Annotated in this window: 19 protein-coding genes; all 19 read left to right on the top strand. The window is 39.0% G+C overall.

What is annotated here, in order from left to right:
- Positions 1-16 precede the first annotated feature (16 nt).
- The gene (nuoE, locus tag FKZ43_RS06670; protein ID WP_140945098.1) at positions 17-493 is read left to right on the top strand and encodes an NADH-quinone oxidoreductase subunit NuoE; all 477 of its coding nucleotides are present in this window, start codon (positions 17-19) and stop codon (positions 491-493) included.
- Entirely contained in the window at positions 493-1,758 is a 1,266-nt protein-coding gene (nuoF, locus tag FKZ43_RS06675) for an NADH-quinone oxidoreductase subunit NuoF (RefSeq protein WP_140945099.1), read from the top strand. The genes nuoE and nuoF overlap by 1 nt, the downstream gene beginning before the upstream one ends.
- A 10-nt stretch (positions 1,759-1,768) precedes the next feature.
- A complete protein-coding gene (locus tag FKZ43_RS06680; RefSeq protein ID WP_140945100.1) occupies positions 1,769-2,350 on the top strand; it encodes a hypothetical protein in 582 nt (193 codons plus the stop codon).
- Positions 2,351-2,352: 2 nt separating this feature from the next.
- Positions 2,353-2,850 carry a hypothetical protein gene (locus tag FKZ43_RS06685; protein ID WP_140945101.1) on the top strand — a complete coding sequence of 166 codons (498 nt, stop codon included), beginning with the start codon at positions 2,353-2,355 and terminating at the stop codon, positions 2,848-2,850.
- A gap of 12 nt (positions 2,851-2,862) precedes the next feature.
- Positions 2,863-3,693, top strand: a complete 831-nt coding sequence (gene pheA, locus FKZ43_RS06690; protein WP_140945102.1) for a prephenate dehydratase — start codon at positions 2,863-2,865, stop codon at positions 3,691-3,693.
- Positions 3,690-4,568 (top strand): cell division protein FtsX, encoded by an 879-nt coding sequence (locus FKZ43_RS06695; RefSeq protein WP_140945103.1) that lies wholly within the window; start codon positions 3,690-3,692, stop codon positions 4,566-4,568. The genes pheA and FKZ43_RS06695 overlap by 4 nt, the downstream gene beginning before the upstream one ends.
- A gap of 19 nt (positions 4,569-4,587) precedes the next feature.
- A complete protein-coding gene (locus tag FKZ43_RS06700) occupies positions 4,588-4,932 on the top strand; it encodes a histidine triad nucleotide-binding protein (protein WP_140945104.1) in 345 nt (114 codons plus the stop codon).
- A 19-nt stretch (positions 4,933-4,951) separates the two neighbouring features.
- Entirely contained in the window at positions 4,952-5,380 is a 429-nt protein-coding gene (locus tag FKZ43_RS06705) for a DUF2231 domain-containing protein (protein WP_320415052.1), read from the top strand.
- Between the two features lie 11 nt (positions 5,381-5,391).
- Positions 5,392-6,087 (top strand): tRNA (guanosine(46)-N7)-methyltransferase TrmB, encoded by a 696-nt coding sequence (trmB, locus tag FKZ43_RS06710; RefSeq protein WP_140945106.1) that lies wholly within the window; start codon positions 5,392-5,394, stop codon positions 6,085-6,087.
- A gap of 129 nt (positions 6,088-6,216) precedes the next feature.
- Positions 6,217-7,845 carry a discoidin domain-containing protein gene (locus FKZ43_RS06715; protein ID WP_140945107.1) on the top strand — a complete coding sequence of 543 codons (1,629 nt, stop codon included), beginning with the start codon at positions 6,217-6,219 and terminating at the stop codon, positions 7,843-7,845.
- Positions 7,846-7,869: 24 nt separating this feature from the next.
- Positions 7,870-8,784 carry a PorV/PorQ family protein gene (locus tag FKZ43_RS06720; RefSeq protein ID WP_140945108.1) on the top strand — a complete coding sequence of 305 codons (915 nt, stop codon included), beginning with the start codon at positions 7,870-7,872 and terminating at the stop codon, positions 8,782-8,784.
- 26 nt (positions 8,785-8,810) lie between these two features.
- Positions 8,811-11,762 carry a hypothetical protein gene (locus tag FKZ43_RS06725; RefSeq protein WP_140945109.1) on the top strand — a complete coding sequence of 984 codons (2,952 nt, stop codon included), beginning with the start codon at positions 8,811-8,813 and terminating at the stop codon, positions 11,760-11,762.
- 19 nt (positions 11,763-11,781) lie between these two features.
- Complete coding sequence (locus FKZ43_RS06730) at positions 11,782-14,937, top strand: tetratricopeptide repeat protein (protein WP_140945110.1); 3,156 nt, start codon at positions 11,782-11,784, stop codon at positions 14,935-14,937.
- Positions 14,938-14,956: 19 nt separating this feature from the next.
- Positions 14,957-15,820, top strand: a complete 864-nt coding sequence (locus tag FKZ43_RS06735; protein WP_140945111.1) for a MotA/TolQ/ExbB proton channel family protein — start codon at positions 14,957-14,959, stop codon at positions 15,818-15,820.
- Positions 15,821-15,828: 8 nt separating this feature from the next.
- Complete coding sequence (locus FKZ43_RS06740) at positions 15,829-16,251, top strand: ExbD/TolR family protein (RefSeq protein WP_140945112.1); 423 nt, start codon at positions 15,829-15,831, stop codon at positions 16,249-16,251.
- A complete protein-coding gene (locus FKZ43_RS06745) occupies positions 16,248-17,504 on the top strand; it encodes a DUF4159 domain-containing protein (RefSeq protein WP_140945113.1) in 1,257 nt (418 codons plus the stop codon). The genes FKZ43_RS06740 and FKZ43_RS06745 overlap by 4 nt, the downstream gene beginning before the upstream one ends.
- Before the next feature lie 28 nt (positions 17,505-17,532).
- A complete protein-coding gene (locus FKZ43_RS06750; RefSeq protein WP_140945114.1) occupies positions 17,533-18,372 on the top strand; it encodes a hypothetical protein in 840 nt (279 codons plus the stop codon).
- 12 nt (positions 18,373-18,384) lie between these two features.
- Positions 18,385-19,857, top strand: coding sequence for a DUF4159 domain-containing protein (locus tag FKZ43_RS06755; RefSeq protein ID WP_140945115.1), 1,473 nt, complete (start codon positions 18,385-18,387; stop codon positions 19,855-19,857).
- A 77-nt stretch (positions 19,858-19,934) separates the two neighbouring features.
- Positions 19,935-21,041 (top strand): GumC family protein (locus FKZ43_RS06760; RefSeq protein ID WP_140945116.1); only part of this gene is annotated, 1,107 nt, incomplete at its 3' end.

The raw sequence follows: 21,041 nt of genomic DNA on the forward strand, positions 1-21,041 counted from the left end.
AATTATTTCAGTGGAGATGTTCACGGAAGAAAATTTAAAGAAAGTTGAAGAGATTAAAAAAAGATACCCCACGGCGCAAGCAGCACTTTTGCCGGTTCTTTGGATTGCGCAGGAACAATTTGGTTGGATTTCTGAGGATGTTATGCGATATGTGGCTGAACTTTTAGGTTTGCCTTATAGTCATATTTATGGGGTTGTGACATTTTATACGATGTATAATAAAAAACCGGTCGGGAAATATCATCTTCAAGTTTGCACGAATATAAGTTGCATGCTTAACGGTGCTTATGAAAACCTTGAACATATTCAAAGAAAACTTAACATTAAGGTTGGGCAGACGACGCCTGATATGAAGTTCACACTTTCTGAGGTTGAGTGTCTTGGTTCGTGTGGGACAGCACCTGTTATTCAAGTCAACGACGATTATTACGAGAACATGACAAGAGAAAAGATAGATAAACTTATTGAACAACTAAGTCGGGATGGTAAGTGATGGAGCAGATAAAATTAATTTTAAAGGATATACCTAATCTTCATAAAATTGAGGTATATGAAGCAAATGGTGGGTATTCCGCTTTGAGGAAAGCTCTCGGTATGAAGCCGGATGAGGTTACAGAGGAGGTTAAGAAGTCAGGTTTAAGGGGGAGAGGCGGAGCAGCTTTCCCGACAGGTATGAAATGGAGTTTTATGCCTAAGGATTCTCGCCCGAAATATCTGATTGTAAATGCTGATGAGGGTGAACCAGGAACTTTTAAAGATAGAGCGATAATTGAAAAGAATCCGCATCAATTGATTGAGGGAGCTCTTATCGCAGCCTATGCAATAGGTGCACAAACCATCTATGTTTATATTCGCGGTGAATATGTTAAGTGGATGCGAATTCTTCAGACGGCGATTGACGAGGCGTATGAGAGGGGTTATATAGGGGAAAATATACTTGGTTCTGGTTTCAATGTTGACATTTACATTCATCGTGGGGCTGGTGCATATATTTGTGGTGAGGAATCCGCTTTGATGGAGTCAATAGAAGGAAAGAGGGGGTATCCAAGGGTTAAGCCACCGTTCCCGGCTCAATATGGTTTGTGGGGTTATCCGACGACGATAAACAATGTTGAAACGCTTGCAAATGTCCCTGTCATAATTGAGAAAGGTGGTGAATGGTATTCAAAAATCGGTGCCCCAAAGCACCCAGGGACGATACTTTTTGGCGTAAGCGGTCATGTGAATAAACCCGGAATTTATGAACTCCCAACTGGGGTTCTCTTAACGGATTTGATTTATAAGTATGCGGGTGGAGTCAGGGATAATAAAAAAATTAAAGCGGTTATCCCAGGTGGCTCGTCAACCCCAGCCTTGAGAGGCGATCAAATTGAAGGGGTGACGATGGATTTTGATGGTCTGAGAAATGCTGGTTCAATGATTGGAACTGGTGGTGTTGTGGTTATGGATGAGGATACCGATATGGTTAAAGTTTTGTGGAGGATTGCGAAATTTTATTGGCATGAATCCTGCGGACAATGTACACCTTGTAGGGAGGGGACTGGATGGATGTTTAAGATACTTGATAGAATTGTAAAAGGTGAGGGCAGGCCTGAGGACCTTGATCTTCTTGTGAGCGTTGCAAATAACATTGAAGGTAATACGATTTGTGCCCTTGGGGATGCTGCAGCTTGGCCGATAAAATTTGGCGTCCAAAGGTTTAGAGAGGACTTTGAAAGGTATATAAAATTCAAGTCAACCGTCTTGGTTGAAAAGTGAATTGGTGAAGGTGTTAAAAATTTTGAGTTTTTTCCATCTTTTTTTCGTTTCCTGCGGACTATTTAAAGTTCGCGAGCCAGAACTTCCAACGGAGGTTTCCGAGCGTTCAAATTGGAGACAACCAGTAACTGCTGATATAGTTCTTGAAAATTTGCGTAACGCTATTTTTGATAGAAATACTGAAAACTATATCCGTTGTTTTGTTGATTCTAACTTTTCAAGCAGAAGATTTGTATTTGTCCCGACGCAGGAAGCTCAAGTTCAATATCCTGAAATTTTCAGGGGTTGGGATTTAGCAAGCGAGCGGAATTATTTCAATAATATCAAGGCGAATGTGCCAGCAGGTGGAATCTCTGAATTAATTTTGTCGGGTAATTTCCAAAGTTTGGGCGTTGATTCAGCGATTTATTATGCTAAATATCTTGTAAGTTTTCAACACAGTGTTAAGGACATACCTCAGAGCGCAAAAGGCGAACTTCAATTTTATCTTGCGCCCGATAGAAACGGCAACTGGTCAATTTACAGGTGGATTGATGTTAAAACTCAAAGTGAATTTAGTTGGAGCGATTTAAAAGCAAAGTTTAGCTATTGAGAATGCGCTTTTTTATCTTTTTGCCTTTGTTTATTTTCGTCTCTTGTGTTAATCCTTTTGCCCCTGGTCTTGACACAAGCGCAGAAGGTTCAGAATTGCTCGGTGATCAGAGGACAATTGAAGGTGTTTTTCAAAACTTTAGATATGCTTATACTTTTAAAGATACCGCCGTTTATAGCAGATTGCTTGATGAAAATTTTGTCTTCGTTTATAGAGATTATGATAAGGGTCAGGATGTTTCGTGGGGTAAAATTGACGAGATGAGAGCTACTTATGGACTTTTTAGAAATGCGCAAAATCTTGACTTGATATGGAACAACATCGTGGTTGATATGGGCGACTCGGTCTATAGAAATGTGGTGCGTGGTTTCAATCTCACTATAACTTTCAATCCTGCGGACATAATTAGAATTGATGGGAGAGCCAATTTCATATTACAAAGAAGTAGCCCGAGTCAACCTTGGTTGATAGTTTTTTGGCGTGATGAGTCAAATTATTGATGGGGATTTAAGGTGAAGTTTAAAGTGGCATTTCAGGGAGAAAGAGGTGCCTTTAGTGAACAAGCAGGGCTTGCATTCTTTGATGAAAGGATGGAACCAGTTGCGTTTAACACATTTGAAGATGTTTTTAAAAGTGTTAAGAAAGGTGTCGTTGATTTCGGTGTGATCCCGATTGAGAACTCCCTTTACGGAAGCATACATCAAAATTACGACCTTCTCCAAAAGTATAATGTTTTCATAGTCGGTGAGGTCAAGTTGAGGATAAGACATTATCTGCTTGCAAATTATGGCGTGAATTTAAAGGATGTTAAAAAGATTTATTCCCATCCACAGGCACTTGCACAGTGTGAAAAATTTTTGAAAAGCTTGAGCGAGGTTGAAATTATCCCGACATATGACACAGCTGGCTCTGCGAAGATGATAAAAGAGAAGAAAATTATGGATGGGGCTGCAATTGCTGGAAAACAGGCGAGGAAATTTTACGGTTTGAAAATTTTAAAAGCTGGAATTGAAAATCACGAGAAAAATTTCACCAGGTTCTTAATTTTGTCAAGGAAAAAAATTATCGCCAGGGAAAATCCGAAGACATCAATTATATTCACCACGAAAAATATACCGGGCGCACTTTATAGAGCGCTTGGTGTATTTGCACAAAGGGATATAAATCTCTTGAAAATTGAGTCAAGACCGATAATAGGGCAACCGTGGCGTTATATGTTTTATCTTGATTTTGAAGGAAGCATTGAAGACGAAGTTTGTTCCGATGCGATAAGGGAGTTGAAAAGATTGACGGATTACTACAAATTTCTCGGCACATATGAAAAGGGGAGGGAAGTAGGATGAGGTTTAGGTATATATTTGGTGAGGCGATTTCGGGTTTTAGGAAATCAAAGTTGTCCTCCTTTGCATCTATTTTCGTAATTTTTGTCACATTGCTTGCTCTTGGTCTTTTCGCAATGATTGGGTATAATGTCAATAAACTCATCATGTCAATTAAGGAGAAAATTGAGGTTGAGGCATTTTTAAAGGATGGACTTTCAAATTCGGAGGTTGACTCGCTTAAAAGGGTTATTTCATCGTTTCAGGAGGTTGAAGATGTTTATTATGTTTCAAAGGAAGAGGCGGTGAAAATTTTTGAAAGGGAGTTCGGAGAAAACATATTCAATATCCTTGATTTTAATCCGCTTCCAGCGTCTTTCAAGATTAAGTTGAAAGAAAAATACAGAAACTTGCGCGGTGTTAAAGAAGTGATTACGAAGTTAAAGCGAATAGATGAAATTGAAGACATAAGGTATAGAAGGGCTTTGCTTGGTGTGCTTGAGCGAAGATTTGAATTATTCTCAAGGACTTTCTTGGTTAGTGGTTTTTTGCTGAGTTTAATCTCCGTTCTTCTCGTCATAAATACGATAAGATTGACAATCTATGCCAAGAGAAAACTTATAAAGACGATGCAACTTGTCGGGGCGACGCGTGGCTTTATTGTTTCGCCTTTTCTAATCCAGGGTTTATTACAGGGCTTTATAGGGGCGCTTTTTTCAGCTGGTGTGATATATTTGATAGTTGAGATTTTAATCCCAAATTTACCTGACGATGTGTTAAGTAATGTTTCAATGCCTAATTTATTTTATCCTATCTTGATATTTTTCGGTTGTCTTCTTGGTTTTATTGGTAGTTGGATTTCGGCGAGAAAATTCATAACCGATAAGATAATTTCGTAAAAACAAAGGCGAGTTGAAAATGAAGGAGTGTATTTTCTGTGAGATAATTTCGGGCAAGATGCCGGCTGATTTCGTTTATGAGGACGATGAGTTGGTTGCTTTTCACGATATAAACCCGCAAGCTCCTATTCACATCCTTGTTGTCCCGAGGAAGCATTATCCAACGCTTCTTGATTTGAAGCCAGAGGATGCCGAACTTGTAGGTCGTTTAATTCTTGTTGCGAATGAGATCGCGAAGAAGTTTAACATTCATAATCGTGGCTTTAGGCTTGTTTTTAACTGCAACCGTGAATCGGGTCAAAGCATTTACCATGTCCATCTTCACTTGCTGGGCGGAAGGATAATGATGTGGCCACCCGGTTGATAACAAAATTGCTCAGCGTATGAACCTGCACCCGATGCTGGTCCATTTTCCCATTGCTATTTCGGTAATTGCATTTATCTTTGAAGTCCTTGATTTTCTCACAAAAGGGAAGTTTAAAAATACCACTTTACTTTTTATTTCAATTGTCGTCCTGTCTTCAATTTTTGCAGTTCAGTCGGGAAACATTGAATCGCAAAGGTTGAAACTTTCAGATGAAGGGTTTAAGGTCTTGACAGAGCATCAAGAAAGCGCGACTTATTCTTTGTTTGTCTTCGGGATTGTATTTATGCTGAAGCTTTATGTTTTTTTGAGGAGTCAGAAAACCTCATCGTTTTTGGTTTTTGTTTTGTTTTTCCTTTATCTTGTCGGTTTATTTTTTATCTTCAAAACAGCTTACTCGGGCGCTGAACTTGTTTTCAAATTTGGCGTAGTGTTAAAACAAAGTTGAACGGGTTGAAAATGGGTTTTATTATTGATTGGCGCGGAAGTGATTATCCTTTGGATTTAAATTCAATTTTCGGGAGGGATTCAGAAGTTGAACTTGAAATTGGTTTTGGGAACGGGCTTTTTTTGGTGCAGGTTGCAAGCGATCATAAGGAGAAAAATTTTGTCGGAATTGAACTTGTGAATTTTTTCGCAAGGAAAGCGGAGAAGAAAATTATAAAAGCAGGGCTTGAAAATGTGAGATTGTTCGTCGGCGATGCAAAACTTTTGCTTCTGATTTTGTTTCCCGATAGGACTTTTGATCAAATTTATTTCAATTTCCCAGACCCTTGGTTTAAGAAAAGGCACAAGAAAAGGAGGATGCTTAAGGTTTGTTTTAACCGTCTTCTTGCGAAGCGACTTAAAGATGGAGGTGTTGTTTCAATTGCTACCGATCACCCCGAATTTAGGGATTTTGTCGTTGAGTCAATGCTTGATTCTGGCTCGTTCATAAGCGAATATCCAGAGGGATTTATACTTGAAAACCCGGGAACTTATCCGACAAAGTATGAGCAGAAGTGGAGAAGTCAGGGGAAGGAAATTTATTACATGAAGTTCAGGAAAATTTATCATCCGTGTGTTTTTGATATAAACGAATATTTGACGGAGGAAAACCTTTGGTTTTTGGTTTATTCAAAGGGGCTTGAGAAAGTCCTGCGCAACATAAAATAAATCCCTTCGCCAGTGTGGGGTAAAATTTTTTGAAATTTTGAGGTAATCCCTTTGAATTCCTTGACTTAATAAGATGAATTTCGGTAAATTAGAACCTGAAGAATAAAAAACATCTACGCCGAAAAATTTATGAGAGCTTTGTTGATCGTTTTCCTCTCCCTCATATTTCCGCCCTTGTTGGTTTCACAATCTTTAAGGGACTCAGTAGTTGTTTCAAATTTCAGGTTTGTTTATGACAGCACGCTAAGCAACGGGGTTAGTGTTGAGAATTCAAATGGTTATGTCATTTTAAAGACAAGCGAACTTGAAAACCTCGCTAAGGGTAGAAGAGCAACGATAACTTATTATGGAACAGGGGCGCCTTTGACTTCAACCGGGACACTTGATACAACAACAGGAAATCCGATGAAAGTAATTGATGGAGACCCGCGGACATTTTGTCAGATAAAACCCGGGGGAGATGGAAGTTATATTATGATTGACCTAATGGCTATGCGTAGGATAAACAAGGTTGCCATTGTGACATTTGGAGGGAACATGTCATTGAGACCAAGGGCTTATACGATTTATGTTGGGATGGATTCACTGCAATTGACAAGAATTGTCCAAAAGGTGGATAATCAAGATGTGAAAACAATTGATATATTTGACCCAATACTTGCAAGATATGTCAAGGTAAGTTTTGATGCCATTGATAGATTTAGTTCAACGGTCATCTCTGAGATAGAGGTTTATGGTGTTGGTTATTTGCCTTCCGGAAGTTATGTGTCTCAGGTTATTGATGTTGGTCAGGATGTTAACTGGGGTTGGGCATCCTGGGAAGCGGATTTGCCTGAGGGAACTTCAGTGAAGTTTCAGTTTAGAACTGGTTCTTCAGCAAAGGTGGATGACTCTTGGGGACAATGGTCGGAGGAAATTGAAAAGCCATCTGTTTTGAATGTTTCGGAACCAAAGCGATATATACAGTTTAAAGCGAATTTATCAACTTCAACGACTGAAACGCCAGTTTTGAAGAATCTCTTAATTTTTTACGATAAAAAGCCCGTCGCAAGAAATATCTCTGTTGATATTGAACCAAAAGTTGTACAGATTCTCAAGCGTTCGGAGATCTCACTAATTTTTGACATTCAAATTGATGATAACTCCCTTGGTGTTGATACGCTTTTGATGTTTACTCCGTCGCCAGCAAGTGTTGAAGCAGTTCAAGTAAATGGCAGTTCTGTGGCTTATTCAGTTGTTACCACCGGTTATAATGTTAAGATAGCTTTCCCACAAACTATTAAGACAAGCGCAAGGGTTATCGTCAAGTTAAGTTTGACGCTTTATCTTGATGTAAATCAATTTCAAGCTATTTTCATAAGCAAGCTCACACCAGATAACCCACAATTTACAGATGTTAAGACGGTTTTGACAAGCGATGTTCCAGAGAGATTGATCGTTGATTTGCAAGTTAGCCCAAATCCATTTTCGCCAAATGGAGATGGATTAAATGACAAAGTGCAAATAAGTTTTTTCCTTGCTAATTTAAATGTTGAAAGGAATTTGAAAATTCAAGTCTTTGACTTGACCGGCAAACTTATCAAGACGATATTTGATGGTCCAAGTAAAGCGTTCGCTTACATATCTTCAAGCTCTTTCTTTTGGGACGGTAGAGATGAATCTGGCAGAGTTGTAAGACCTGGTGTTTATCTTCTGAGGGTTGCGATTGGTTCCGATAAAGTTGAATCAATTTTCAAGACAGTAACTGTGGTTTATTGAAAAATAATTTGTTTAGGTATCTCAATGAGAAGATTTATCTTTGTGGCTTTTTTAGGAATTTTGAGTTTGAACTTATCTTTTTCGGGCGCTTTCAAAGACCTAGGACATGGGGCAAGAGCTGTCTCGCTTGGGATTCCTTACATTGCTGTTGCGGATAACCCATACGCGATTTTTTACAACCCAGCTGGGATTGCTCAATTGAGAGGTTTTGGCTTTGCATCAACTTATTCAAGGTTATATCCGTTTGTTGAGGGAGAAAATCTTCAATATGTGACTTTGAGCTCTGTTATCCCGGTGTTTTCCTTTTTTGATTTTGGAGCTGGGATTACATATTTCAAAGCGGGTTTATGGAGTGAAAATCAGTTTGTTCTTTCCTTCTCTGGGAAAATTTTAAAATCTTTTTATTGGGGTGGGGATGTTAAGTTCTTGAGGTGGTCCGCCTCGGCACCTCCAGGGGAGTCAGGTTATTCATATTTCGGTTTCACATTTGATGCGGGGGTGATTTTAAATTTAAGTGACTTCATCAAGGGTTCAGATATAAGATTTGGTTTCTCCGTGAAGAATATTACCCGACCGAGCATATCTGTAAATAAATCGGATGATGCGAAACTGCCGATTGAGTTTGCAGGAGCTATCGTTTATGTTTCAAGAAATTACAACTATCTTGTGGGTCTTGGTTTCTCAAGATCGGAAAACAACTTTAAAGTTGAAGCAGGTCTTGAAATTCTTGCGTTTACCTCTAACTTCTTTGATAAAAAGTTTGAATTGCTGTTGCGAAGCTCTGGTGGTTTTGATGTTAAAGGCACATCCCAGGGAAGTTTAAATCCGGGGATTGGGCTAAGGTATTGGAAATTCAGTATTGATTATGCTTATGTGTATCAGTTTGAAATTCCAGATGCAGGTGCAAGCCATAAGTTCAGCATTGAATTTAATTTCTAAAAAATCATAACTGTGGGAAAATGTCAGTGAGAAAGTTAATAATTCTTATTTTGGTGATTTCGTTTGAGGATGCGTTTTCACAGTTCATAGCCAGGGATAAAGAAAGTTATTTGAATTATTCGGGCAGAAACTACGAAAATTACAGCATATCATTCCTGCGAAAGAGATTTTATGATAATTTTGGGAACTTTTTGATTGATGGGAGTTTAATTTTTGAGTTGCTTGAAAATCAAAGGCAGTTTATCGGGCAAGAGCTTGGTGGTTTTAGCAGTTTGACGAAATCAAGATTTTATTATCAGTATTTTCAAAATCTTGTAATAGCGAGCGATAATTACAGTGATTTTCAAACTCGCTTAATGATAGGTGATGCTATAAGGACGAAGTTCACATCTCTTACCTTTGACAAGGCAAGGTTTAACGGGATAAGATGGGACGGGGCGACGACTAAATATCGTGGGACATTTATAGCTTCAAGGGTGAGTGACCCGGTTCGTTTCAGGTTTGACGCGCCACTTTTAATTGATGGTGTTCAGAGGACAAGAAATTGGGCTCAGTATCTTTTCGGTGGTCACTTTGAGACGGATATAGGTGATGTTTTAACTGTTGGGATGACATATGTCAATCAACACACCCGTAGGATGGATGTTAACGCTCGCGACGTTCCGTTTAAAGGTGTTCCAGCAAATGGAGCACCGAGGATAATTTTCGTCCGTATAAGCGATGATTCGCCTCGCGATGGTTCTGGTCCAATTATTTATGCTGAGCCAGTTGTAAAAATAAATGGGAAGAGGGTTTCAACGAAAAATATAAACGGTAAGGTGCCAAATCCTCAAGAAACCGTTCTTGGAGCTCCGCTTCAGTTTTATGTTTTAAGGAATTTTAGCATAGACAGGACTATTTGGGTTGCTGGTGCTGATACATTAAGTTATACCGCTTACACACCTATACAGGGAGGTCCTGGTTATAAATTGAGGTCGCTTTTATCAGCTTTGCCTGTTTATCCAGAGCAAATTCCAAGCGATGGGAATATAACTTACGCATACATTATACCTTTCGGGGTTGAGTCGGTTGAGTTTGAAATTATAGTTGCAAATGATTTTAAGATAGAAGCAGCTCATGATTTTGTGAATCGCCTTGATGATTGGAGTCAGAGCGTGAGGTTAATCTCACATGCTGATTCAATCGCTGTCGGAACACCTACATTTTTCAGGTTGATAAAAAGAGCTGAGGGGAACGTAAAAGATGCTTCAAACAAGCAAGTTGTGAGGTTTAATTATGCTCTCACGACGGGTATGAGCGTTTATAGTTTGAATTTTAAATTTAATTGGAAGGGGTTTAGCATTGAGGGCGAATTCGCTCAAAGTTTGGAATGGTCAAAGTATCCAGTCGGAAGAGGTCCCTGGTTTACTCAAACAGGGAATGCTTTTTACATAAAAGCGTCAAAGAAGGTTGGGCGCTTGACATTTGGATTTGAAAGATATAAAATTGAGCCGGTTTATACGACTGCTTTAAATGTTTATTCGCTTGAAAATAGCTATTATATGCAGTGGACGGGTTCAGGTTATGCTTATCTTGCGCCAGATGTTTATGGAGTTACTGCGTATGATGTCTCAAGTGATAGAGCTTTTATTCCAGGTGGTGCTTACTTTTCGCTCGTTGATGATAATGATGACAGGGACAGATGGGAAGATGGGTTTTATTTCTACAATGCGACGCCGAACCCAACCTTTGAAAACTCAGACATTTTAAATCCAACACCAGACCCATTTTTGCTCGGTTATAGACAAAATGCAAATGAATTGATCGGATTAACAAGCATTATAAGAAGACCTGATGCCGGGATATTCCCGGGCAAGGACAGGAACAACGATGGGATTCCCGACGATGATCAAAATGCGAATGGGATTCCCGATTTTCAGGAGGACTTTTTGACTTATTATAGTGATCCGCCTGTTTTTGACTATGGTGATGATTGGAATAATAATGGTGTCATTGACGAGCAGGAAAATGATATTTATCCAGATTATCCATACGAGCCAGATATAAATGGATACCATGCATTTACAAAAATAAATTTGACGAGGAATTGGTCAGTGCAAGTTGGTTTGATAAAAGAGAACGCACTTGCAAGAGGTGGCATTAACAATGTGGTTTATTTGAGGACATTTTACACAACTTTTAACCCTCGGCTTGGTTCTTTACTTTTGTATTATGTTATGAAGAGAGTCAGGGATGATATTGGAAATCCGGTTTACAGGTATAAAGGTGTGATCACTATAACGAGCCCATTTCCCGTTTTTACGGAAGACCCGTTAAATTATCGCAATAGCTTTGTTCATAATCTTTACTTTGAGACAAGGTATACGCAAATTCCAAATTTAAACATAGAAAACAAGGTTCGTTTTGAGCTAAACTTTCAATATCCCCTTGGGGATGCAACCAAAGCGCTTTTGCCAGAGGCAAAATATACGGGTGATCAGCTTGAAGGTCGCATTACTCTCCTTGGGCTTGTTCACAAAATTGATTATACGATGAAGTTTCTCGGGGGTCGTCTTGAGGTGAAGCCTCAATTCAAGGTCAGAACGGTCAAGGAAACAAAGCTTGGTTATGTTGATATTGGAGGCGGTTTGCGTAGAATTACGATCATAAACCAGCACACACAGGAGACGATTCCTATTTTCAGGATTGGATATAAATTAACAGATAGAACGGTTTTCAATTTTGGGCTTCAGGGATTGACGATAATCGGGCTTCCCGATGCGTTAGCTTACAGGATAAGGAATTTGAAAGATGGAACTGGGAGTGAAAACAGAGGGACGATAGCGTTTTCGCTTACGAATCAAAGTTCGTATAAAGGTTATTCAATTGTTGTTGATTTCGGTTATAAATTCACGAAGCGAAAATTTGTAAAACCAGGCGAAGAGAAATTTAGCAGAGATGAATCGGCTATCTTTTTCACAGTTATAGCTGGTTTCTAATTTTCGGAGGTGAAGCAAGATGTGGAAGATAATCATAATTGTGACATTGACAGCTTCAATAATTGCTAATTTTGTCCCAACGCCTTTGGAGCTTCAAAAGGCGTTCATCTCGGGGCAAAATTTTTACGCATCTGGTGATTATAAGAAGGCGATAAAACAGTATGATTACATCATAAACACAGAGAGCAAGCTTTTGGATGAGGACAGTGTTAAGGTGGCTCTTTTCAATGGGGATTTAATTGTGAGCGTTAAAACCGCAGCTTATTTTCAGAAAGCGAACGCTTTGAGGAAATTGAAAAGAAATGATGAAGCTGTTGATAACTTTAAAATTGTAGCAGAACAGCGCGCTGATTCCCCGTGGCTTTCTGGTTTGGCATATTATCAAATTGCTGATCTAAGATATGAAGAGGGGAAATTTGAGGAAGCGATAGCTGTTGCTAAAAAACTTATAGAAAAATTTCCAAATGACGAGCGAGTTCCAAAAGCATATTACACCATTGGTTGGGCTTTTAGAGAATTGAAGTTGCTTGATAGCTCAAATTTTTATTTCAAAACATTGATTGAAAAGTTTCAAGGTAATGAACTTATTCCACATTCAATGTATCAAGTTGGTCAGAACTATTTTGAGATGGGGGAATATGATGAGGCGGTTGAATGGTTCAAGAGCGTAGTTGAGAGATTCAAACCGGAGAGATTTAAGAAGGAGGAGTTTGAGAAAATTGAGCTAAAGGTTGTTAGGGAGAGAAAGGTTTTTGAAGCGATGACGGGCAGGGAGGGGGAGGAAACGCAACTTGAAATAGTTGCAAAGGCAAGTTTGAGGATTGCTGATTGTTATAAGCAGATGGATAAGTATGATGAAGCGATGAGGTCTTATAGAAATGTTATAGCTAACTATTCACTCTTGCCAAGTTTGATTGAGACGGCTTATATCAAAATGGCTCAATATGCACTTGAAAAGAAAGGGTTGAGTGAGGGAATAGCCATTTATAAGGAGGCAATTGATAGAAATTTTGAGAACAAGCAAATTCAGGCAAAGATGCAATATTTGATCGCTAAAACATATCAGGACTCGCTCAAATACGACAAGGCAGCTGATGAATATGATTTTTACATCAAGGCGTATAGCGAGGTGGCGTTTTTGATTGATTTCCCAGTTGAGGATGCGATTTATTCAAAGGTGATTTGTCTTTACAATGCAAAGAAATATAAAGAGACAGTTGCTGAATGTGATTCGTTTCTTGTGAAGTTTCCTGGTTCAAGTTATATACCTGATATGCTTTTCTTTAAGGGGATTTCTCATCTTGCGCTCGGTGAGTATTTAAAAGCTGAGGATGCTTTTAATGAGATAGCTTCAAAGTATAAAAATACACCTCAATATGCCCCTGCTCGTGTTCAACTTGGTCGGACTTATTATGAGATGAAAAAATATGATGATGCGTTATCGCAATTAAATCAAATTCTTTCTGAAAACCCACAGGGACTGGACAAGAATGAGGTTTATTATTACATCTTGCTTGTTTATTTTGATTCGCAAAAATATGATAGTTTGTTGAATGTTTTTCAAAACATTTCACCTGGTTCAGGGTTTTACCTGCCAGCGTTTATCAAAGTTTCAAAGTCGTTCAGTATTCAAGGCAAATTTGCCGAGGGCGAAAGATTTATAAAGGATATTTTAAAGACGGCTGAGGGTTTAAAGGACAGCATTTATTTTGTCCCGGAAGTTCATTTTTCGCTTGCGGATATTTATATCGGACAAGGGAAATTTAAGGAGGCGATTGAAGAGTTAAGTTTGATAATTGATGATATGAGGGCGAATGAACTTTTGAAACTTCAGTCGGTTTATGCGAGGGGTTCACTTTATTATCAGATGGAAAAGTATCAGGAAGCGATAAGGGACTTTGAGCTTTGCTTGGCGAGTAAAAGGTTTGGTCTGGATTTAACTTCGCTCTTACCACAAGTGAATGAGAAGCTTGCTATATCTTATGTTAAGTCGGGTCAAATTGAGAAGGGCATAAATCTTGTCTCAAAGTTGGTCGGCGAGGCGCCGGAGCCGATTGAGAAGGTTAAATATATTGCTCTTCTTGCTGAGGCATATTTTGAGGCAAAGGACTATAAAAATGCCGTTAAATTTGCAAGTGATGTCTTTCAAAGTGATGTCGCAGATGAGGTCACTATATCAAGGGCTATTTACGTGCTTGCGAATTCGCATCGCCAACTTGGTGAGTTTGAGAAAGCAGTTAGCGTTTTATCAAAAGCTGGTGAAAAATTCCCAAACTCAAAATTTATACAAGATGTCTTTTACTCGGTTGGAGCAGTTTACTATGATAATGGGGAATATGATTATGCAATTGAAATTTTTGACAAGTTTACCAAAATTTATCCGAGGGCGGAAAATTATAAAAATGCTTTATTCTTCTTGGCTTATTCAAACTTTTGGCTCGGTTATTGGGAAAAGGCGATAAATCTTTTCAGACGTTTTGTCCGTGAGTTTCCGCGAGATGAATTAACACCCGAGGCATATTTTAACATTGGTGAGTCGTTTTACAACATGGGCAAGTATGAAGATGCGATCCGTGAGTATAGAAATGTTTATAGAATTTTCCCTTCAAGTGAACTTGCCCCGCTTGCTCTTTATAGTGAGGGTTGGTGTTATTACGAGCTTCAAAAACCCGAGCAAATGGTTGAAATTTTTAAACAGGTTGTGAAGCGTTATCCGAAAAGTGAGCATGCACCAATAGCTCTTTTCACAATCGGTGACTATTACTATAATTCAAAGGATTATCAAAAAGCGCAGCAAGCGTATGAGGAATTCATTTCAATGTATCCAAACCATGGAAAGGTTGAAGAAGCAAAGCAACTTATAAAGGACTTGAAACTTATAAACATTTATGCTGAGTATCAAGAGGCGATGAAATACTTTGACAACAAGGATTATAGAAAGGCGATTGAGGAGTTGACGAAGATATGGCAGAAGTATCCCGACTCGGATATAGTTGTTGGTTGTCGTGTCAATATCGCAGCCTCTTATGAGCAGCTTGGTGATTGGCGAAGAGCAGCTAAGATGTATGAGGAGATAATTCGCGATTACGCGAATTCAAACGATGACAATGCTCGTTCGGCTGTTATTTTCGCAAAGGAACATCTTGAATGGATAAAGAGCAATTTTAATTTTTAAAATAAATTTGGTTTGGATTATGATTGCTTTAATTGAGCAAAAGTCGTGGTGGTCATGGCTTTGGGACAACTGGCTTGTTGACATTATAATCAAGGGTGGACCTTACATAATGGTTCCACTCTTCATATTTTCGGTGATTTCAATGGGGATAATCATAGAGAGGATTTACAGGTATCTGCGTGTCCCTGGGGATAAAAAGATAGCGAGCGAGCTTGAGAAGATTGAGGGGATTTTGAAAGAAAACAAAAATCTTGAATCGCTTGTTAAGTATTTTGAGGAGAGAAGTTCTATTCTTTCGTTTGTTTTTCTTTCGGTTTTAAAAAGATATGAATTCCTTCTTCAAGAAAATCGTTCAATTAATGATATGCGTCAGGAGCTAATTGACACAGCGGTTGATTCGACATCTGAATATCTTGAGGAGTTTTTGCCGATTGTAAGCACGATTGCTAATGTAGCTACTTTGCTTGGTCTTTTCGGGACCATTGTTGGGATGATAATGTCTTTTGATGAGCTTGCTAAGGGAGGGCGTGGGGACCCGGCGGTTGTGGCGCACGGAATATCGGTGGCGCTTCTGACAACAGCTGCTGGTTTAACGGTTGCAATCCCATCGGTTCTTGGGTATAGTTTCTTGAAGAGAAGAGCGGAAAAAATCACAAGTCGGCTTGCACCATTTGAAAATCATTTTATAAACACTCTCCTTCGTGAACACGGCAGAATTGAAACGTATAAATCAATTTTGAGATCAGTTTACAGGAACGGGAACTTGAGTGAAGAGGAACTTGAATATTTGAGAAGGAAAAGAATTGAACTTGACATCTCAGATGAAGAGGCAAAGGCAATTGAAGAAGAAGTTCGGGGATATTTTAAAGAGAAAAAAGAGTGAAGCGAGCCATGAGGAAGAAAAAAGGAAATGGCGATTATTCGGTTGACATCAACTTGACACCTATGATTGATTGCGTTTTTCAACTCTTGATATTTTTTATGGTGACAACTGTTTTTGCTGTTCAAAGCGGTTTGAAGGTTGATTTGCCGAGCGCTGCTTCTTCTGATGCTCCTCCAGAGAAAGACCTCACGATAGTTATTTCCTCAAGTGGTGAGATGGATTTAAATGGAAGGCGTGTGACATTTGATAATTTGCAGGAGGAGATGCTCAAAGATAAGGAAATTTTTGGTAGCAAGGTTTTGATAATAAAGGCGGATAAGAAAACGCTCCACGGGGTCGTGGTCAAGGTTATGGATATAGCAAAGCTTTGTGGGATTGACCAGCTTGCTATAGCAACTGAAAAAGAGGAAGAGGAAGTTCAAGTGAAATGAACGGAAGAAACTATAAAATACCTGGCGTTGATTTAAGCGACAAGATCGCTCGCTTTATATATGACAATAGGAAATCTTTGTTGAAATTTCTTTTAATAGCTTTTTTGGTTCACAGCTTGCCAGTGGTTATGAATATAAAGCTTCCCGAGAAGAAGGAGGTCAAAAGACCACCGACAACGGTAAAATTTATTCAAAGACCGCCTCGTTTGACCAAGAGCATTGAGTTTAGGAAGATGCCGACTGTGGTTGAACGAGTTCTCCAAAGGTTTACAACACCACAAAAACCTAGGTTTGCAGCACGTTCAATGACAACAGCGGTGACCCACAGTGGCACATCTCTTGCTTCGCTTGCAAGACCTGGTGAATATGTTGAAAGGACTTATTCACCACCGGCGATGTTAACTGGACCGAGCTTAAGTTATGATGTGATTAACACGCGGTATGCCAGCAAGAGTGTGAAAAGTTTGCAGGAGGAATTAATCAGCTATACAAATTTTATGGACAGATTTGAAGGTTGGCTTGAGCGTGGAAGAAGTAAAGAGGATTGGCGTGGCTTTTTAAATGTTTATCAAGTTGAGTATAGAAGCAGTAAATCGGCTCCAAACGGTGAACCGATGTGGAATTACAGACCGGCTGCATTGCAAAATCTTCAAAGGTATGCAATGGAAGTTCTTCCAAATCTTCAACTTAATCTTATGGGTTCAATTCGTCTTGACTCAAAAAATATAATGGATGTCCCAATTCTAATAATGATGGGCTATGATGGAGAGGTCATTTATACGAAAAACGAAGTTGAAAATCTCGCAAAATATCTACGCTCGGGTGGGTTTCTTTTCATTGACGATGGTCTTGCATCAGCTTATGGTCCTTTCACGAGGTCTGTTAAGCAATTAATTCAAGATGCCCTTGGCTATGATGCTGTCTGGGAGAGGATACCGAACAATCATCCCATCTATCACATTTGGAAGGACTTTGATGGTCCGCCAGCTGGTGATGACCTCGCAAGGGTTGATTCAAGAAGACCTGCGCGGGAGGTTTATAACTATCTTGAAGGGATTTGGCTTGGTGGACGTCTTGCGGTTGTCTTATCAAATAAGGGTTATACCCAGGCGTGGGGTGATTGGCCGTATGCAACACCGCCACTTGACAACGCAAGACAATTACAGCTTGGGTTGAATATATTGATATTTGCGATGAATCAACCCGGTGGTATAGTTGCGAAAAATAAAGAAAAAGTTGTAATGCAACAATAAAATTTTTAAGTTTTGGAGGTGTTAAAGAATGCGATTTAAATTTTTTCTCCCCTTAATTTTCTTTCTCCTTTCGGGATGTGCCTATTTTTTAAGTGAATATCATGAGGAAAGCCCAACTCCAAAGGTGCAAACTTTAACTGTCAAAGAAACACTTGCGGTTGTCTTGAAGGATAGCATCAAAATTGGTGTTAAAATCCTTACCCCAGCGGAAATAAGAAGAATAAGCGCTGGGAAATCTTATGACAAAAAGGACTTTGAGAAAATTTTAAAGGATGAATACATAAATTACGCTCAAGATGACAACGCTGAAATACTTTCGGCATATAACGAATATATCCACCTCCAAGAGTATGGAAATTACTATGACGCCTTTGGTAATCCAATAGCCCCTAGAAATGTTCCAAGTCCATTTGAAGATGACTTCGGAAAGATACCTTACATTGTCTTTGATGTCGTGATTGAAAATTTGCGCTCCGATAAAATTGAGATAAAGCCATCATCGGCTGTTTTACTTGACGATAAAAGGAATCAATATAGGTCACTTGAAATTGACGATATAATTCAGGCTGAGACAGTGCCTTATCCGATGAGATATATAACCCCGTATACGATTTATGATCCCTTTTGGGCTGGACATCTTTTGACGAGCCAAAGAAGAATTGAACTTAACAAAAAGCTATTGCGGGATATTTTGCTTAGGGATGAGAAAATCTATCCTGGGGTTATAAGACGAGGTTTGATTGTGTTTAAAAAGCCGACTGAGAAGGTTAGGTGGTTACTCCTTGTGATCCCAGAAGTTTCAATCTATCAGGAAAATGCGAAGGTCAAGGCAATTGATTTTAAATTTGAATTTGTAAACGAAAATTAAATCTGTTTGAAAATGCTGAAAAAATTTTTTCTCGTTGCAATTGCTTTTTTCACCTTGAGCGGTTGTGATAGCGTTTATCGTTTTCTTCTATTCCCTCCCGAAAAGGTTGAATACGAAATTGTCCCGGATTTAGATATGATTGTGTCAATCGGTGACACAAGTTATCAAATAGGTAAGGATTCAATGACGATAGTTTACAATAGGGGTTCTTTCAAGGTTGAGATAAAGTATATGAGCGATTATCAACTCAATAATTTTGAGTTTCCAGAAGAGTCAAAGGGGGGAATTTATTCAACGAATCCATATACTTACGGTGATTGGGTTGACCCGGAGCTTGGTTATACCCCAAATCGTTTCACTGTTTTTAAGGTTTCAATTTATAATTACACTGCCCCAAAAATTAACTTTGATCCTGAAAATGCGATTTTGTTAAGTGATAGAGGGGACAGGTTTATCGCTTACGGGCTTGATGCTAAGACGAGCAAGTTTCATAGTTTGGAGGAGTATTATCGTGCGAGAAAGGGTTCATCTGGGATTGATGACGAGGTCTTTGAGGCGAGGATGGGGATAGCAAGGAGAACGATGTTAACTTACGGGCGACCTCTTTACAAGGGAGATAGCCGTGAGGGATTAATCGTTTTTGACCCTTTATCTGAGGGGGTGAAAAGAGTTAAAGTGATTTTAAAGGATTTCATCGTCGGCTATGATGAAAACAATGTCCCAAGTGATTTCATTGATATAAATTTTTACTTTAAACGTGTGCCAGTTATACGCACTCCTAAAGATACTACAAAAGTGATAGCCTTGGCTGAGAGTAGAGTTGATTTTAAAAGTTTAAAGGAGAAAGAGATAAAAATTTTCCAGGTTAGATATGGTGGCGATGGTGAAGATATAATTGAAGCGGGTTTGAAAAATTTGGCTGAATTTTTAAATAAAAAAGAGGGCTTGAAAATTTCAATTGAAACTGGCAAACCGGAATCAAAGTCAATTGCAGACGCTGACCTTGTTATTATAGGCGGTGGTGTTGTTAAACCTCAATTTTCTCCGATTGCAATTGATAACTTTGTGGCTTGTATAAAAAACGGTGGGATAATTTTAATTGATGACTTAAGCCATTCAAGGTCAAGTCAATTTAACATGGGCGCAAGAGACCTACTTGATAAGATTAAGTCACGGCTTGAAGATAGTTACATTGAAAAAATTTTTCAAACGCATCCAATTTATTCAATATGGGCTAAGATAAAGGAACTGCCGCTTGGGGCTGATGATATAGTTGAAGTGAAAGAGTTTGAAAGGGAGGAGAAATATACATTTCTTGAAGGATTATTTTGGCAGAGGCGTCTTGTTGTTGTATTTTCAAGCAAAGGTTATATGAGAATTTTAAGTAAGTTTGACAACCCCAGCATTGATAATACAGCTCAACTTCAACTCTTTTCCAACATTTTGCTTTATGCTTTGTCCTCTCGGCAAGTTGCGATGAAGTGATGCTTTGATTTATCGGTTTAATTTGTTATTTTTTTAAAAATTATGTTCGCTTTTCTAAAAAAAGAAATCTTTTTCAAATGAGTGAGAACCCAGTTGAGAGGACCGATGGAAAGCCGGTTGAAGTTGGGGTGTGGGATTATTTCTATGTGATTTACAAGTGGCGCAAGTTTATACTTATAAATGTTTTCGTTTTGACATTTGTTGCTGTTATCGTTGCACTTCTTCTTCCTGTCCAGTATAAGGCAACTGCAACTGTGATAGCTCCGCAAAGGAGCGATATTTTTGGTGGGCTTGGTGGGGTCATAACTCAATCAATTCGTGAATTTGCACCGTTTTTAAGGGGGCTTGGTGGGAATCAACCGCCACTTTTTACTTATCTAGCTATACTTAACAGCAGAACCGCAATGGAAAAAGTTGTTGAAAGGTTTAACCTTATCAAGGTTTATGATATAAAAGATTCCTCAATGGAGAAGGCGATAAAGAAGCTTCGGGGTAATACGGATTTTGAAATTGATGAAAATGGGGTTCTCGTGATAAATGTTTATGATGAAGATAAAAAGCGAGCAGCTGATATGGCGAATTATTTCGTTGAGGTTTTAAATGAGATAAACATAAGGCTTAACACTGAAGAGGCGAGGAACAGAAGGCTTTTGATTGAGCGCAGGTATCTTCAGAATCTTGCGGATTTAAAGTCGGCAGAGGATACTTTAAAGAAGTTTCAGCAGAAGTATGGAATTTATTACTTGCCCGAGCAAACGAAGGCAGCTGTTACAGCTGCAGCTGAGCTTGAGGCTCAGATAATAGCCGAGGAGGTAAAGCTTGGGATTTTACGCCGACAACTCGGCGAGGATGCGCCGGAGGTGAAGCTTGCAAAAATTCAAATTGAAGAGATGAGAAAACGTCTCAATCAGATGAAGGAGGGAAACGATAAGATAAAAGATGAGATGAGTTTGTTTGTTCCGTTCAAGGATGTGCCAGAACTTGGTCTTCAATACCTTAGATTGTATCGGGACTATGAGATTCAGAGCAAGCTTCTTGAGTTCATCCTTCCACTTTATGAGCAGGCGAAGATAGAGGAGCAAAGGGATGTCCCTGTGGTTCAGGTTCTTGATCGCGCAGTTCCGCCGGAGAAAAAAGCAAGACCATTTAGGACATTGATCGTTGTCTCGGTTTTCGCTTCAGCA

It is taken from the genome of Candidatus Thermokryptus mobilis, from assembly GCF_900070205.1.
In the GTDB taxonomy this organism is placed as follows: Bacteria; Bacteroidota; Ignavibacteria; order Kryptoniales; family Kryptoniaceae; genus Kryptonium; species Kryptonium mobile.